We start from the raw sequence: 17,068 nt of genomic DNA, 5'->3' as shown, positions 1-17,068 counted from the left end.
CGCTGGAAACCATCTGTTACCGACTGCCGATCGCAGGCTATCTATCGCAGGCTACCCATTGAAAACTGTCTATTGCAGACTGTCTATCGGGGGCTACCCATCGCAGCCAAGCCATCACAGACAAATCATTGACGAGCTGCCTCGCGCTGGCCGACTCGGCTGGGCAGTGTCTGAATGATGGTGACCCGTGGGGGCTGCCGTTTCTTGTTTCAGCGATCGCAGCCCAAAGTCGGGACTGAAATCGAGTAGCGCCCTATTCCCTATTCTGGATCGAATTGATCAAATCTTAAGAAGATTGGATCCCAGCCGGGGCCACCCTGAGTTTAATAACCGCCTAATCGCACCCTAACAAATCCCTGACGAAGCGTTTTGCGTGGATGAGGCTCGTCTGCGATCTTGATGCACCGATGGGATGGGCCTTTGGGGGGTAGCACCCCAGATCAGTCAACTCCAATGGTTAGCCTAATCCAACCGTCGAACAGCCGTCGGTCATTTTAGCGACTTAGTGGGTGGGAATGTTGTCATGAAGCAGACAGGTTGGGGAGTTCAAGTCAAAAATTCCCGGGTGGGAATGTGGGGCGATCTCTATCGCGGAGCTTGCAGCCCCCCTCTAGGCCTCAGGTTTGTTCTAGGCCTCAAGAGCCGCGCTAATTGCCCGGGCAATGGTTTCATTGCCATCCAAGGTAAACCGTTGGCCGGATTGAGGAGGCGTGGGCGCTGCCTGTAAAAAAGACCAATCTCCCGCAAAAAACTCGGTCGGTTGCAAAATTTGGTGGGAAGTTTGGGTTTGGATTTGCTCAAGCAGGATGGGAGCTTCGGCAAATCCATCCCGGGTGAGGGTAGCCACGGTTGGGCCCGTGCGACAGGCTTCGGCGAAGGTTCCGTAGCCGGGTTTAGAAACAATGCGTCCACAAAGGGGCATGAAGTCCACGGGACGAAAGGGGCGATCGCTCGCATGGTGTTCGATCGGATCGAGCACTTGGTATAGGTTGGGCAAGTCCGGGGCCGATCGGTCAAAAGTGATGAAAAGCCAGTCGGGAAATTGCCGCAGCCGTTCGTAGGGAATTTGTTGCAATCCCAGACCGCCAAAGGTGAGCAAAACGGTGCGATCGCGCGGGATATCTGGTAAACCCAACTTATCGCGCAATTCCGCCGCGCCGTAGCGGGGTGTGCCGCCCGTTAAGCCCACATCGGTTTGTTGAGGAAAGCTGGCCATGGGTTCGTGAAAAGGCAACCGAAAGAGGCGATCGCACCGACGAAAGCGATCGGCAATCCAGTCCGCCTCTTGCTCAAATTCGCCACCCCAATCTCGGTAAATGAAATCCCAGCCGAAGTTACCGACCGCCCAGCAGGGTAGACCTGCCGCTTGGGCAATGTCGATCGCAAGGGGGGGTAAGTCGGCCAAAACCAGAGCCACGCGCCCATTTTTGACGGACATTTGCCGAATGAAGTCCACCTCTGCCGCCACAATGGCCGCCGCCCGCGATCGCAGAGCCTGGAGTTGCTCCAGAGTCGTTTGCCGATCAATTTGCAAACTATCTTGCTGCACCACACCCACATCCAGCGCCCTGGGCCGGTAAAGAAATTCACCACTGATGTAAGACCCGAGCAGCCAGCGGGGGGCGGTGGTGACCAAAATCGGCAACAGATCGGGCCGCAGCCGTTGCAGGGTATCAACTAGGGCAGCCGCTCGGGTGGCATGGCCAAATCCATGGGCAGTAATGGCAACGTAAAGAATGGGACGGGTCATGCGGCTGGGGGGTGGGCCATGGAATCCGGTCTAGAGGTCTTGAAACAGGGTTTGTACCTTTTCCCAGGCATCGGCGGCGGCCGCTGGATGGTAGCTCGATCGACGATCGCAGAAGAATCCATGGTCTGCATCGCGGTAACGGAAGATGCGGAAGTTGCGCCCGTGGGTCACGAGGGCCGCCTCTAGGCGATCGAGCTGGTCAATGGGAATCAGCGGATCGGCCAGTCCTGCGAAAAACCAGAGCTTACCGTGAATTTGGGAAGTGCGGGTGACGGTTGGCTCGCCGCCCCCGGGACAAAAAGTGGTGATCCCTGCGCCATAGAACGCAGCGGTGACGGCGACTTGGGGCAGAGTGGCGGCCAAATAGGCCACATGGCCCCCAAAACAAAAACCGATGCAGCCCACGGCTCCGGCTTTAGCGTTGGGTTGTTTTTGGGCAAAGGCGATCGCGGCTTGAATATCTGCCAGCAGTTGATCCGCCTTGGTTAAGTCCTTGTGTTGTCGGCCGAGGGCTAGCTCTTCGGCGCTGTAGCCCACAACAAAGCCCGGAGCGGTGCGCTGAAAGAGGGCGGGGGCGATCGCCATATAACCACATCCTGCCAGGCGATCGCACAGATCTCGAATGTGGTCATTCACCCCAAACACTTCTTGAAGAACCACGATCACCGGATAGGAACCGGCGGCCCGAGGGCGTGCCAGGTAGCCCTGGAGGTCAACCCCTAAGCCAGGCTCCCGGGCGGGAATGATGGTGACTTCGCGGCAAATTTCAAGAACCATAGGCACAACCTGGCAACGCAGTCATTACATCGCCGCGATCGTTTGCAATTGTGACTGCGATCGTGACTGCGATCATCGATGCGATGAACTTCTGCGAACTTCCGTAAACTTCCGTTTCAGTCTACCGGGTTCGGCGAATTTCGCCGTAGGCGGCGATTAACTGCTGAGCAATGGCTGACCAACTGTAGCGATCGCCCGCACAGCGTCGGGCGTTGTGGCCTCGCTGTTGCCGTTCGGTGGGTTGGGTCAAAGCCTCGCGCACGGCCCCGGCAAAGGAAGATACGTCGCAAGTGCAAACCCAGCCCGATCGGGTATCGGCCACATCGGGCCAGATATGTACCTGATCGGAAATCACCACCGGCACTCCGGCGGCCATCGCTTCGGCCACCGCAATTCCGAAGTTTTCATAGTATGACGGCAACACAAACAAATCGGCTTGGGCTAGGAGCGATCGCTTCTGTTCCCCGGTCACGAAGCCCACAATTTCCGTGCGATCGCTCAGGTGTGATCGGTTCAAATAGTCCGAAATGGACTGTTCATAGTCTGGATCCTGCACATTGGCCCCCGCCAACACAAACCGAAAGGGCAGTCCCGACACGGCCAACGTTTCCAGTGCGGGAATCACAATATCCAATCCTTTTTTGCGATCGAGCCGTGACATAAACAGCACCATCGGCCCCGCCTCCTTAGAGGATTGCGCCATGGGTTGTTCACGGAGCGGCGGCAACGGAACCCCCAAGGGAATGACCCAATCGCGGGAAATGGCCCCAAACCGCTCAGAAATTTTGCACTCCTCCGCACTGGTGAAGTGAACAGCGGCGGCCTTGGCTAAATTTCGCCGCTCCAGCAGCCGCCCATACCACCATTTCAACCTGGCCTTTTTCCGCAGGTCCAGCGGATCCAGCGTGCCCAGGGGCCGCAGCACATAGGGCAACTTGCGCCACCGACAGACGATCGCCGCCATGGTGCTGATGGGCGAAAACAGGGCATGGATGTGGGCCACGTCGTATTCCGGTGCGTGCCGCCAGAGCCACCACAACAGCCCGATCGAGAATTTATAGCGTCGCCAGGGGGCGCAGCGAAAGTAATAAATCCTGTAGTCCTTTTCCAGCACGGGCTGGGCGATCGGCACATCCAACGGAGCCTGCCCCGCATCCCCATTACTATCGGTAGTTAGCAGCGTCACCTGTGCCCCCGCTGCGCCAAGGGCCTGGCTTAGCCCCAACACCATCTGGCTCGGCCCGCCATAGACCAAGGACACGGATGGCACAATTTGCAACAGGCGCAAGGGGCTTGATTCGGTCATGAGAGGCGGACTCCAGCCAAAGGCGATTAGAGCAGGGGGATGGATATGATCGCCGGGGTCGCACAGCCTGAGTGTGTCGCTCCCGTGAATTAACGATTCTGAATGATCCCGATCGAGGGGGGCATCTGAATCATGATGATCTCAATCATTCATCCAGTTCTTTACCCGTTTTCAGCACCCGTTTTCAGCAAGATTGACTAAAACCGGGTTTTCCAACCCTAACCTACCGAAGTCTAACCGGGGGCGAGCACCGGCAATCGACTGTCTAGGCCCATGATGGTGTTGTGGTTCTTAAGCAGTCATTGATGCCGGAAATGCCCCACAGTCTACTCAATTGCCGCTTTGCGTTCGATGGGTTTGATTGCAATCAGCAATATTTCAAGCCCATTCGTAGCCTAAATAACTGATCTAAACTATGGTTAATGACATCTTCGTCAAGGTTCTCTAAAAGTCAGCGATTCAAATCAGTTTCCATGACTCAGTTTTCATGACTCAGTTGCCGATGCTAACGGCAAAATTTACCCACTAGGCGGGTGTACGCCAAAGGCAAGGCTGAAAACCTCTGAAGACCGCTGATGTTGGCTCTTTTGACCCATTTTGATCGCCCCTGGTTCACCCTGGACAGTTGGTGAGCAGGAGTTTTTACTCACTACTTTCTTAAATAATGCTGCGTAATAAGACCAAGTACGCTGACAAAGTTACTTTCGTTGATGTAACACTTTGAGTCAGCATGATGATACAGACGAAATAACAAGCGATTCCCCAAATAATCCCGCAGCAATTCAGCAAAAATCACTAAGTAAAAATACACATTGCCCATTTTGAATCGGGCATTTTGATTCTGATTCTGTTGATCATGCGGGCTAGCTGGCAAGTCATTTTGAGGCGTAAGCCATGTCTCTTGGGTTTTTGGTGCCGACTTTGATCTGTGTGGCTGCGGTTTATCTGGCTTCACGATGGCAGGATGAACCGTCGCTGATTCTGAATGGTGTGGCGATTTTGAGCTTTCTGGTGGCCTTGGTTTTGGCTCCCTGGGAAGTTCAGGTGTTGCTGTTGCTGTCGGTGTGGTGGGTGGCGCGATATGGCCTACGGTCTCCGGAGCCGGTGGAGATGCTGGAATCGGAAGTCCTGGGCGATCGGGCGGAGCTGGCGAGTTCGTCGGTAGCGGCTGATGAGGCGGAATTAACGGCGGTTAATACGGCGGCTCCGGCAGCGAATGATTCGATTTTGGGGCATCCCCATTTGGCGGTGACCGATCGGGTGTATCGCGGGGTAATTTGGCATATGCCCGATCGTGGGGGTCTGAAAATGCCGAAAAAGCGGCAAGAAGTTACTTCCGAGACCCCAGAAGCCACAGAAGCCACAGAAGTTGAAGAAGCTAACCAAACGATCGAGCTGAAATATCGCGGGGCCACATTCCGCCGCAAGGTCTAATCCAAGGCCTGACCCAAGGTCTGACCCAAGGCCTAACTGCTGCTGGACTCAAGCTGGCGGTTCCCCTCAAATTCCGCTGAGGTTTGAAATTTCGATTTTGGCCGAGCGGATGCCATTGCTAATATCAACGGCATGGCGATTATTTCTTCTAAGTCAACCGGTGGCGGCAATCCTGATCCCCAGCCTCCCCGCAAGCCAGCTAGGCGATCGAACTCACCGCGATCGTCCGTTCCGTCGTCGCTGCTGGATCCGATGGCCACGCCTGAGGAAGCTCACCAAGACGCGGCCAAGCCCGTTAGTCAGTCTCCTCAGGGCGATCGTCCCGATGAGCGTGTGCGCCCCCAGCGGCTGGCGGACTATGTGGGGCAGCAAGATTTAAAAGAGGTGCTGACCATTGCGATTCAAGCGGCCCAGGGTCGCCGGGAGCCGCTGGATCACCTGTTGCTCTATGGGCCGCCAGGCTTGGGCAAAACCACCATGGCTTTGATTCTGGCCGGCGAGATGGGTGTGTCTTGCAAAATTACGACCGCACCGGCTCTGGAGCGCCCTCGGGATATTGCCGGGCTGCTGGTGAACTTGCAGCCGGGGGATCTGTTGTTTGTGGATGAAATTCACCGACTGCCCCGGGTCACTGAAGAAATTTTGTATCCAGCAATGGAGGATTTTCGGCTGGATGTGACGGTGGGCAAGGGCCAGAGCGCCCGCACTCGATCGATCCCGTTGCCCAAGTTCACCCTGGTGGGTGCAACAACCCAGGTGGGGGCCCTCAGTTCGCCCCTACGCGATCGCTTTGGTCTGATTCAACGGTTGCGGTTCTATGAACCCGAGGAGCTGGCTCGAATTGTGTTGCGGACGGCGACAATTTTGCAGGTGGCGATCGAGCCGGACGGGGCCGCAGAAATTGCCCGGCGATCGCGCGGGACACCCCGGATTGCTAACCGCCTGTTGCGGCGTGTGCGGGACTATGCGCAAGTGAAAGGGGCGGAAACCCAAGGCAAAACAACCATTGACGGGGCGATCGCAGCGGCAGCCTTGGAGCTGTTCAATGTGGATCCTCGGGGGCTAGATTGGACCGATCGCCGACTCCTGAGCGCCATTATTGAGCAGTTCAATGGGGGCCCCGTGGGTTTGGAAACCTTGGCGGCCGCCACCGGAGAAGATGCCCAGACGATCGAAGGGGTCTATGAACCCTATCTGATGCAGATTGGCTACCTTCAGCGCACCCCTCGCGGCCGCGTTGCCACCCCCGCCGCTTGGAAACACCTGGGCTACTCTAAATTTCTTCCCGCGTCTCTTGACTCTCTGGTGGACTAGAGAATAGAGAATGAGTCTGCTGCCCAGCCCTAGATCCCAAGATCCTGTCAGTACAATCTTGTGGGCAGCTTTTTTCAGTCTTTTTGATCTTTCCGATCGGCCGGCTCCCAACCCCGCAAGTAGACTCCCTTGGCTACCCCGGCTGATCGCAGGCGTAATCGTATCCTCAAAGCACCCCACCGCAGTGCCGGCAGCCGTTAAGGGTTCAGTAGGCCGAATTCTTGAACCGCTGGCAAAAAATTGCGATTTTCGTGGCCTGGTTGGCTGAGTTTAATGAGCGCAAATCGCTGCAATTCACTAAGCGATCGCCACTGTTGATGGTTCAGTGTGACTCCAACCCGCTCTGCTTGCGTTGCGACTGAATCGGGCAAGTCGGCACTCAACCAAGGAAACAGGTTTTCTAGGGGCAAATCTTTGGGAATTTCACCCGATCGCGCTGCCACCAATTCACGCAATTCCTGGCGATAGGTTTCTTGCTCGGGCAAGGTATCGCAAGGAGCCACAACTAACCGTAAGCGATCAGCCTCAGACAGTTGATTCCAGTGATGCAGTTTGAGTTTAATGCCGACTCGATCGAGGCGGTAGCGAACCACCATGGGAATGCACCGTAACCCAGTGATGAAGTCTTGCTCAAACTGGAAAAAAGGTGATGCTTCCGAAGTGCTTATTGGGCGATCGTCCATTGTGGGTGAATTGGTTGCTGAATGTTTCGTGACTGACTCAAAGCCCATAGGAACCTTGAATAATCTGCTCTTGATGTTCTCAAGATAGTTCTGACCCATGGAATCATAAATTGCAGCTTGCCATTTTCGACAATCTTGCTCTGAAATTTCTGACCAGGGACTGCAATTTTAGGCTTGCCTGGATTTAATCAGCGATTGGTGATGGCTACGAAGTTTTGCGCTAGCATTGCCTTAACCAATTATTAACCAATCTCAAGAGATCAGCAAAGATGCTCCTGAAAAACCAAGTCCAAGGTGCAATAATTCACCAAGGCTGCCAAACTAAGACTTGAATTTCTTAGGATTTTCAGCCAGTTCCTAACCATCCTGATCCACTTTGACGATGATTAAGCAATCCGATCGCCCCAGTAGTCAAGCCAATTCATCAACTCACACCCTGCTAAATGTTTGTTGAAACAGCGACTTTAGGGAAAACACAGAGAAGCTTGTATTAAATCATTCCTGATTCGTAGTCAAAACCACGGACTCAACTCACAAACTCCGTGCTCTGTGTTTATTTTGACCGGGTTGAATTGACGGCTGCTGTATGAATGACCAAGCGATCGCGGCTTGGCTCAGGTCTGCCCCTCTCATCGTCAGGAGTCATTTTCTGGCGCTGTTCCCAACACTCCAGGCAACCTGAAAATCAGCCACCAACCGATCTGACAACAATAGTTATTGGTGCTGGCTCACGCCTTTCAAGATAGCTATGCTCAATGAGGCTGCGGGGGATATTACCTCTAGCAGAAAACTTTTGAAAATAGCATTGAACTACAAATTCATAGTTTTTTAACTTCCTCAACAGCCTAAAAGCTGCCTGGAGGCTAGGATTAAATATGAATACCAAAACCATGAATTAAACCGCATTCTTTCAACGAGCTAAGCCTACAATTGAAATTCCAAATCAGGACATCAACATATGGCGATCAATCTCAAGCAAATGGCGCAGGAGTTGCGACGCGCTCCGATTCTCTCTGATTGTTCTGTACAAGAACTGGCGAGAGTTGTGCCCTATGCGGTCGAGCATTTTTTGGAAAATGGCCAAGCCCTATTCCAGTCAGGAACCCCCGCCTTAACCCTCTATTTTGTGCGCCGGGGCAAAGTGCAGCTTTGGGCTGGAGGGCGCGTCATTGCGGAGGTGGAGCATGGTTTCGTGGGTGAAGAGGCGGCCGTTTCCTCTGACTACTACATGGCCGACGCGATCGCGGTTGACAACACGGAAGTGATCGCTTTGCCTCGCGAAGCTATTACCAAAGTGGCCAGTGCTGGCACCCCAACCATCGATCGGTTCTACGCTTCCCTGCTCAGTCATTACAGCGGGCAGCCTAGCCGAGAACTGGAGCGCCGATCGCCCATTATTCAGCTCAAGCGCAATGATTGGGTTCAGGCTTTCGGTTGGATCTTGTCAGTGGTAGTTCCCGGAATTTTATACTTAATTTTGAGAGAAACTGCGGAATTTGATTGGAATTCTCAAATGTTTTTAATCGTACTTACATCCACCATTGTGATGTGGGTCTTTGGGATGGTTCCAGAATTTATTCCTGGTCTTTTTTGCATTTTGTCATTGCTAATTCTAGACATTGCCCCCAGTGAAGTTATCCTCTCTGGCTTTGCATCGGGCAGCTTTTTTATGGCGCTTAGCCTCTTTGGATTGGGAGCTGTTTTGATGGGATCCGGATTAACCTATCGTCTAGTTTTGTGGCTCTCTCGATTCATTCCTAAAACGGAAAGTTGGTATGCGACCGCTTTATTTTTAACCGGATTAGCGATGACCCCCATTCTGCCCTCTGCTAATGGTCGAATTGGTCTGTTGTCACCCATTTTGACAGACACCATTGATGCCACAGGGGTTAAACCAGGTGGCAAAGCTGCCAGTCATCTAGCCTTTGCTGCCTTCAGTGGTGCTAGCTTGCTTTCTCATGTTTTTCTGAGCAGTAAATCGGCTAATTTTGTAGTCTATGGCCTCTTGCCTTTGCAAGTTCAGCAACAATTTAGTTGGGTTTATTGGTTGCAAGCTAGCTTAGTGGTGGGGATCGTGACCCTAGCGCTGTACTTTATTTCCACAAAGTTCCTATTTAGCAATAATCAAGCCTTTGAAATTTCCCAACAGCAAGTGGAAGCTCAGGTGGAAACCCTAGGCCCTCTGAGCAGCCAAGAGTGGATTTCGTTGGTCAGTACAATCGTGCTGTTGCTGGGAATTGTCACCGCATCCATTCATAAAATCCAATTGCCCTGGATTGGCTTGGGAGTCCTATTTCTGGTGTTGTCACTGGGAATTTTGAAGAAGAACGAATTTCGTACCCAAATTGACTGGCCATTTTTGATCCTACTCGGCAGTTTGGTGGGAATTGCAGAAGCCATGTCCTACTTAGGTCTTGATACTCACTTTGGTGGATATCTGACTTGGCTCAGCGATTCCATGAACTCTAATTTTCCGCTTTTTATCTTTTTATTGAGCCTGACAATTTTGGCTGTGCGGTTTGTGATTCCCAACACGACTGCCGTTGCAATTTTTGCCACAATATTGATTCCAATGGCAGAAAGCAATGGCGTAAACCCTTGGATTGTGGGAGCAATTATCCTGAATATTAGTGATGCTTGGTTTTTCCCTTACCAATGTTCTTACTACCTCCAATTTCAGGAACTATTGGATAAGCAGCAGCTTTTTAATGAGCGTTTGATTTTGCGAGGTAATTTACTGTCAACAATAATTCGCTTCTTTTCAATCTACCTATCATTGGGATATTTTCGCAGTCTTGGGATTTTATAGTCGATTATTGAAAAACATGAAATCGACCTCAAAAGAATCTTAAAGAGCATTGGCATTGATCGATCATGGTTTTTCCATTGCAAGCAGCGACAGCTTCATTCTGATTAACTTCTCCACTCATTCTCTAGCCATGTCACGACTTTCTTGGAAGCTTTCTGATATTAACCGCTGGGGCAAGCAGCTTCAGAAATTGCCAATTATTTTCTTTTTGATTTGTGCCTTGGTGTTTTTTGCCTTCAGCAATTCTAGTAAGCCGCGTGTTTTGGTGCTAAGCAGCTATGCAACGGACTTTGCCTGGACGAAAGACATCAATGTGGGGCTGAGCTGGATCCTGGATAAGAAGCCGTACTCGATTCAGTATCACTACATGGATACGAAGCGGAATCCTGGCGCGGCTTATAAGGAAAAGGCGGGACAATTGGCTAGGCGGCTAATTGAGCGCTGGGAACCAAATGTGATTATTTCGATCGATGATAATGCTCAGGAATTTGTCGCCAAGTATTTCAATAATCACCCCAAGATTGATATTGTCTACAGCGGGGTGAATGCGGAAGCCAGCGCCTATGGATTTGACAAAGCCAGGAATGTGACGGGCATTTTGGAGCGGATTCCCTTCTTTTCCCTGAAAGAGATTTTCCTGCAAATTTTGCCGCCCGATCGCCGCCGCATTGTTCACTATTCTGATGACTCGGAAACGTCAGAAGCTATTCACCAAGAAATGGCAGATTTTGACTGGCGACCGATCGATCTGATTGAACACCGAAAAGTAGCCACCTTTGAAGAGTGGAAGCAATTTATCAAAAATTCCGGCAAAATTGCTGACTTTTTGCTGATCACGCACTACCACACGCTGCGTCGCTCCAGTACCGATGATACGGTGGTGTCGCCGAAGGAAGTGATGAAGTGGACGATCGAGAACTCACCGATTCCTGATATCGGATGCTGGGGATTTTATGTGGATGATGGCGGCATGTTAGCCGTTGGGATTTCGCCCTATGAGATGGGAGAAGTGGCCGGCAAAATGACAACGGAAATTTTGGAAAATCACCGCCGCCCCAGTGAAATTCCCAGCACAAAAAGCCAAAATTTTGTGATGTATATGCGGGAGTCGCGGCTCAAGAAATATGGCGTTGATTTACCCAAGGTTTACAAGGACTTCGCCCACGCCACCAACCATTACTACCAATAGGCTGGTTGAGCAATCAGGGGATTGAGCAATCAAGAGGTTCAGTTGGGGTTTAGGGGATCCGAGTTGCGGCTCCTGACCCCCTTTAATTTTTGGGTTTTTTGTCGAATCATTTGCAGGTATTTAGGTTGGCGGCGTGGGCCGGCAGAGGATCTGCTCTGATTCTGGCAGTGGATTCTAAGAGTACGGGGACAGGTTCTTGCTCGGTTTGCTGGGTCGGCTCCATTGGTTGAGTTGCGCTCAGGTCTGCTCGCGCTAATGGTGTAACCCATTCAGGGCGACCCATTTAAAGCGACTCATTTAGAGCAACCCATTTAGAGCGACTAATGAGGAATTTATGTTCAATTGAAGGACGTGCTACGTAGAAAATTGGTGATCAATTTTACCTTAATTCATTTAGTTGACTTTGCCCTCTGTGAACGGCAATGGCTTAGCCAGAATATGTTTAGGGCACTCTTTTGAATACAGTCCTTGAAATCTCAAGCTTAATGTCAGTGTAATTTTATGCCCTTGGGTCAAGATTTTTCAGTCTGAGACTAGGTTCGATCATAAAATCCCATTGAAATTGGGTGAATCTTGTTAGAATTTTAAAGATTGTTGTCAATTGCGATTTTGAAATTCCATGAAGAGTTGTAGATCATTTTTCGTGAAATCTTGATGATATTGGTTGATTTTTTTGCGGATTTTGAAGCGAGAAGATTGAACAGTCAAGAGACAGCGATCGCGAATCTGAGAATAGGAAAATGAGTATCTTTTGCTGCCTTGCTGGGCGCAGCTTGGAGCGATTGACCAACACCTCTGGCTCTGTTCCTGGGCAATGGACGCTGGGTAAGATGAAGGTGGGGGTAAACACTCGCATTGCATCTCGCTAGCTGCGGATTCATGGCTGAAGACGAATCAAAGTCATGGTGGCCGCTGCTAAACCTACATTTTGAGTGTGTCTCTCTGAGGTTGTTTGTGAACCGCTGGCGTTGGAGTTGGAATCCGGCTTGCTGGAAAATTGCGCCCAAGCTGTCGGCGGCTTTGTTGGCTGCGTCGCTGCTGCCAATGAGTCTGACGGCGTTTTATAACCTTCGCCAAAGCCTGTATACGGTCAAAATGGCGGAGTATAAAAATCTGGAGTTGTTGGCGAAAAGTGTGGCGGCCCGACTGGATCAGTTGCTGATTGACACGCAACGGGTGGGGATTCAGATGGCCAGCGCGCGGGATATTGTGCAATTTGCGGAGTCGGTGGCGGCGAAAGAGCCTCAGGAAAAACAGAACTATTGGCGAATTTTGGCGGCTGAAGCGATCGCGAATGTTCGCAATTCCAATCCGGATTATTTTTCAGTGTTTCTGCTCGATCGCACGGGACGTTGTTTGGTTTCAACGAATCCCAGCAACATTGGCAAGTCCTACGCCTTTCGCAACTACTTCCAAGAAGCGCGCCAAGGCAAACTCTACATTTCGGAATGGACGGTGGGATCCACAACGGGTCAGCCGGGGATTTTCCTTTCGGTGCCGGTGGTGGCCAAGGGCACGCGCAATCTGCTGGGCGTGGTGGTGATTAAGCTGCGATCGGAGGCGGTGGGTCGCTTGCTCACCAGCTTGAACCAAAAGGAAGGTGGCTCTGCTTTCTTGGTCGATCAAAACGGAATTGTGATTGCCCATACGGATCGGCGTTGGGTCTATCGCAGCTTATTGCCTTTGTCGCCCGTGCAGTTGCGCACGATCGACCCGAAAGTTCAGTTTGGTCTCGATCGAATTGAAAGTTTGAATTTGCCGGTGTTGGCGCGATCGCTGCAATTGCCCTCTGCCCCCACTGCTGCATCATCGGCGGTTCCATTGCCCCCCATCACGCCCTCCGCCACTTCTACCCCGAACCAGTCAACGATGGGGCTGGGCCCGTCATCCTTCGGCAATATTGCCTATCGATCGCCCTTCACGGGCAAAACGGAAATCGTGGGTATGTCGGCTTTGGATATGCGGCCCTGGCGTTTGGCAATCACGGAGCCAGAGTCGGTTTTTGTCACGCCGCTGAATGCACTGGCCCATCGCACCACGGCCAGTGTGTTTCTGGTGGGGGGAGCGGTGGCCCTGCTGGCCCTGGCCCTGGCCCGGAGTATTGTGCGGCCCTTGCACTTGCTCACCCGTGCGGCTCAGGAATTGCGGATGGGACAGTTTGACCGGGCCCATGTGGACATTCAGGGCACTGATGAGCTGGGTTTGTTGGCGGCCACCTTTAACCAAATGGTTTCCGGTTTGCGGGAGCGGGAACGGGAGCTGAATATTTTTGGGCGAATGGTGTCGCCTGTGGTGCGCGAACAACTATTACGGGGTGGGGTGGAGCTAGGCGGACAAACCTGCTGGGTTTCGGTATTATTTTCCGATATTCGGGGATTTTCGACCCTTTCTGAGCAGTTGGATCCCCAGGGGGTGGTGGAGTTTTTGAATGAATATATGACGGCGATGACGGAGGCCGTTGCACCTTGGGGTGGCTATATCAATAACTTTATTGGCGATGCGATCGTGGTGGTATTTGGTGCGCCCGTGCCCCAGCCGGATGCGGAGTGGTGTGCGGTGTCGGCGGCGTTGGCCATGCGCGATCGCCTGGCGGAGTTGAATGAACATCGGCGCGCCCGCGGCCAGGTATCGATCCAAAGCGGCATCGGCATCAGCACCGGTCAGGCGGTGGCGGGTCAAATTGGCTCGCTCGATCGCCTGATTTACACCGTCATCGGGGACGCGGTGAACATTGCCGCCCGCCTGGAAACCCTCACCAAACAGTTTCCGGACTATCCCATTTTGATTAACGAAACCACTGCCAAAGCCCTGCGTAACTATCCAGAGGTGGTGCTCCATTCCCTCGGCCCGCAGCGTCTGAAAGGTCGCCATGAGCCGGTGGAGGTCTATGCACCGATGCGGGCCGAAAGTGTTGTGGGCAGCGGTTCGGCGCGATCGATCGATTTGGTGGACGATTTGCCCAGCGATTTGCCCAGCGATCTGACGAGTGATCGATCACAGCATCGCCAATCTGCCCCCAGTTAACCCAGGAGCACCATCCAGGCGATCGTTCACACAATTTAGGGCAACAGCGGCTTAGGGCAACAGCGGCCAGCGTTTCCCTCACCAGATGCCAGATTCGCCCCTAGGCCGGGTGGCGTAAAACGCGGATCAGCGTGCCCTGGGGCGGCAGATTCTCCGGCCGCAAGGTCATGGTTTCCGTGTTCAGGGTTTTGATGTCATAACCGCTCATCAAGCTCAAGAACGCCTCTAGTCCATCCAAATCACATTGGCTATCGGCCGCCGCCGTGCGGTATTGGCTGGGAATCACCACCTTGGGTTGCAACGACTCGATCGCCCGTTTTGCTTCCTCAGCGTTATAGGCCTTCGCCCCGCCGCCCACCGGCACAATGGCCACATCGGGCCGCCCCATCAGAATTTTTTCTTCTACTCCCAGAGGAGCCGCAATGCCGCCCAAGTGCAGGATGGAGATGCCCCCCTGCTTCCAGCGCCAAACCACATTGTCGCCAAATCGCCGCCCCCCAAATCGATCGTGGGCAGTGCGAATGCCTTGGAATTGGCTACCGCGAAATTCAAACGTCCCCGGCTCAAACAGCAAACTGGGATTGCCCGGCAGATTGCTGACAAATCCCTCATCGAGCAGTTGGCTGCTGATGGTCACGAGGTCGGCGGTGAAATTGGGCGATCGATAACCAGCAGTGCAACCCAGGGTGTTGAAAGGATTACTCAGAATCCGCAGCCCACCCCCGGTGAAGGCAAAGCAAGTGTGGCCCAAGGACTGAATCGTTAAGCCATCGGCGGCTTGGGCTGAGGTTGCACGGCTCCCGATCGCACTGGCCAGGGCGGCCCCTGCACCCATCAGGCCATATCGCAGAATTTGCCGCCGATTGATCCACCGATCCATAAAATTCCTCGCACCGTTTGAGATTGATTAGGGATTGAATTGATTAGAGACTGAGTTGATCTGAATTGGAATGGGAACTTCAGGGACGCTTTGGGAAATCGTGTTGAAAACTCCCTTTGGAAAACGCTCTGAAAACTCTTTGGATGAACTCTTTGGATGAACTCTGTGGGTAAATTTTTGGGGGTGAACTTCTGAGGTGAACTTCTGAGGTGAACTTTTTTGGGAACGCTTTGCGTACTCATCAAAGCGATCGAATCGACGTGATCGATCCGATCGACCGCAGAAACCAGGAGCCAGGATGCTCAAGATTCTTAGGCCAAAGCGGCGGATTGGTGGAACTGGGCCACCACCGTCAGCCAATTCGAGAGCAGTTGCTTACCGGCATTGGTCAGAATACTTTCGGGATGAAACTGAACCCCTTCAATGTGGGGATAGTTCCGATGGCGCACGCCCATAATGGTTCCGTCAGCCACCCAAGCGGTAATTTCTAACTGTTCCGGGCAGCTTTCTCGCTCAATGACCAAACTATGATACCGAGTCGCGGTCATGGGGGATTCAATGCCCTGAAAGACTCCCACATTGCGATGCTCGATCGGGGAGGTTTTGCCATGCATCAGTTCCGGCGCACGCACCACCTTGCCCCCAAATACTTGGCCAATACTTTGGTGACCTAAACAAACCCCAAGCACCGGCAGAGTTGGGCCCAACTCCCGAATGATGTCTAGGGAAATTCCCGCTTCGTCCGGTGTGCCGGGGCCGGGCGAAATGGTGATGCCATCGGGCTTCAGTTCCCGAATCTGATCCAGGGTGATCTTATCGTTGCGAAAAACCTGAATATCCCGAGCGATCGGGTGGGTTTGGCCCAACTCGCCAAAGTATTGAACGAGGTTGTAAGTGAAACTGTCGTAGTTGTCGATGACAAGGACGGTCATGGCGGGCGATCGGGAAGGGATGCAGTGCCAGAAGCGATCGGGCGATCGCCATTCTGAACCTAGGGTTTAACTATACCGGCATCGGCTTCGATCGACACGGACTTTTTGGCCAGGAGTTCCGTAGACAAGGGCCCGTAGACCCCAACTCCCAATCTCCCCCCAAATACCCGAGGCAATTGGCTTCCGGCCAGTCACCCACAGACAATCTAAGATTTGCACGAATCTCGCGCTATTCCTATTGCTTTGGCTGCCTTGCCCAACAACCTTGGCAATTTTTTTCCCAGCGATTCTCCTCGCCACCTTTTCAATGTCAGCGCTGACCTCCTGGCGGCAACAATTTTCCGATCAACAAACCAATCACAAACACCGCCAATTCATAGCCACCGACCAGGCCCAGCAACACCAGAAAAACCGCAAAAACACCCACAGCCGGATAATCAACGACCATCTTTTTAGATAAAAGTTGGGTGCGATACCGTTCATAGGATTGTGAATAGGCCTCCGGGGTAAGGGATAACCCCTTTTGATAATCCTGTTGGCTCACCTTCAGAAATAACTGACTGAATCCTCCTGTAATTAACAGCAGTACAATTAGCTTGGCCAAGAGCCGATTCCTGGTCGATGTTTGAAAAGTAATGGTGTTGGCGGCTGCAACCGTAACTGGATGATTGGTTGAATTGCCTGATGGATGATTTCCTGGATGATTTGTAGTATTTTCGGGAATGTTTTCAGGAATGTTTTCAGGAATGTTTTCGGGAGTGTTTTCGGAAATATTTTCGGGCTGAATATCTGCGTTGGAACGGTCATTCGTCATCGATCGATCCCCCCATCTTGATTCAACTAAGCGGTGAGCTGCTGAGTTGTCATCTCGAGTCATCCTCTACGGTTATCCCCTGGCCGCACAAAATTGGCCAAGCTTCTTAGAATGGGAGATGGTTTCCGCTCATCCTTGCCTTCTTGAAACAGTGCT

At 52.5% G+C, this 17,068-nt stretch carries 12 protein-coding genes; 5 read left to right on the top strand and 7 right to left on the bottom strand.

Translation table 11 applies throughout. From position 1 onward, the window contains the following. Window positions 1–628: 628 nt before the first annotated feature. From VPK24_RS16365 to hpsP, 3 genes are all read right to left on the bottom strand, one after another. Window positions 629–1,750: a glycosyl transferase gene (locus tag VPK24_RS16365; RefSeq protein WP_393014933.1), complete on the bottom strand. Its 1,122-nt coding sequence runs from the start codon at window positions 1,748–1,750 to the stop codon at window positions 629–631. Between the two features lie 30 nt (window positions 1,751–1,780). After that, window positions 1,781–2,527 (bottom strand): dienelactone hydrolase family protein, encoded by a 747-nt coding sequence (locus VPK24_RS16360; RefSeq protein ID WP_393014932.1) that lies wholly within the window; start codon window positions 2,525–2,527, stop codon window positions 1,781–1,783. 121 nt (window positions 2,528–2,648) lie between these two features. Beyond that, complete coding sequence (hpsP, locus tag VPK24_RS16355) at window positions 2,649–3,815, bottom strand: hormogonium polysaccharide biosynthesis glycosyltransferase HpsP (RefSeq protein ID WP_393015006.1); 1,167 nt, start codon at window positions 3,813–3,815, stop codon at window positions 2,649–2,651. Window positions 3,816–4,727: 912 nt separating this feature from the next. On the opposite strand from hpsP, the gene VPK24_RS16350 reads away from it, so the two are divergent. Then, window positions 4,728–5,267 (top strand): hypothetical protein, encoded by a 540-nt coding sequence (locus tag VPK24_RS16350; protein ID WP_393014931.1) that lies wholly within the window; start codon window positions 4,728–4,730, stop codon window positions 5,265–5,267. A gap of 132 nt (window positions 5,268–5,399) precedes the next feature. Continuing rightward, a complete protein-coding gene (ruvB, locus tag VPK24_RS16345; RefSeq protein ID WP_393014930.1) occupies window positions 5,400–6,581 on the top strand; it encodes a Holliday junction branch migration DNA helicase RuvB in 1,182 nt (393 codons plus the stop codon). Between the two features lie 197 nt (window positions 6,582–6,778). Here the strand turns inward: ruvB and VPK24_RS16340 are convergent, their stop codons facing one another. Further along, window positions 6,779–7,264: a nitrate reductase associated protein gene (locus VPK24_RS16340; protein WP_393014929.1), complete on the bottom strand. Its 486-nt coding sequence runs from the start codon at window positions 7,262–7,264 to the stop codon at window positions 6,779–6,781. Window positions 7,265–8,222: 958 nt separating this feature from the next. Between VPK24_RS16340 and VPK24_RS16335 the strand changes: the two genes are divergently transcribed. The 3 genes from VPK24_RS16335 to VPK24_RS16325 all read left to right on the top strand — a co-directional run bounded on the left by VPK24_RS16335 (window position 8,223) and on the right by VPK24_RS16325 (window position 14,286). Next, window positions 8,223–10,073 (top strand): SLC13 family permease, encoded by a 1,851-nt coding sequence (locus tag VPK24_RS16335; RefSeq protein WP_393014928.1) that lies wholly within the window; start codon window positions 8,223–8,225, stop codon window positions 10,071–10,073. A 130-nt stretch (window positions 10,074–10,203) separates the two neighbouring features. Next, on the top strand, window positions 10,204–11,262 hold the full coding sequence (locus VPK24_RS16330) for an ABC transporter substrate-binding protein (RefSeq protein WP_393014926.1): 1,059 nt from the start codon (window positions 10,204–10,206) through the stop codon (window positions 11,260–11,262). 954 nt (window positions 11,263–12,216) lie between these two features. Beyond that, complete coding sequence (locus VPK24_RS16325) at window positions 12,217–14,286, top strand: cache domain-containing protein (protein ID WP_393014924.1); 2,070 nt, start codon at window positions 12,217–12,219, stop codon at window positions 14,284–14,286. Window positions 14,287–14,386: 100 nt separating this feature from the next. On the opposite strand, the gene VPK24_RS16320 is transcribed toward VPK24_RS16325, so the two are convergent. From VPK24_RS16320 to VPK24_RS16310, 3 genes are all read right to left on the bottom strand, one after another. After that, window positions 14,387–15,154 (bottom strand): MBL fold metallo-hydrolase, encoded by a 768-nt coding sequence (locus tag VPK24_RS16320; RefSeq protein WP_393015004.1) that lies wholly within the window; start codon window positions 15,152–15,154, stop codon window positions 14,387–14,389. A 323-nt stretch (window positions 15,155–15,477) separates the two neighbouring features. Next, window positions 15,478–16,098, bottom strand: a complete 621-nt coding sequence (locus VPK24_RS16315; RefSeq protein ID WP_393014922.1) for an anthranilate synthase component II — start codon at window positions 16,096–16,098, stop codon at window positions 15,478–15,480. A gap of 310 nt (window positions 16,099–16,408) precedes the next feature. Then, window positions 16,409–16,975, bottom strand: coding sequence for a hypothetical protein (locus tag VPK24_RS16310; RefSeq protein ID WP_393014921.1), 567 nt, complete (start codon window positions 16,973–16,975; stop codon window positions 16,409–16,411). Window positions 16,976–17,068: the final 93 nt, after the last annotated feature.

Source organism: Limnothrix redekei LRLZ20PSL1 (genome assembly GCF_043235035.1).
Taxonomy (GTDB): domain Bacteria; phylum Cyanobacteriota; class Cyanobacteriia; order CACIAM-69d; family CACIAM-69d; genus CACIAM-69d.
This window is presented reverse-complemented; position numbering and strand designations above follow the sequence as displayed.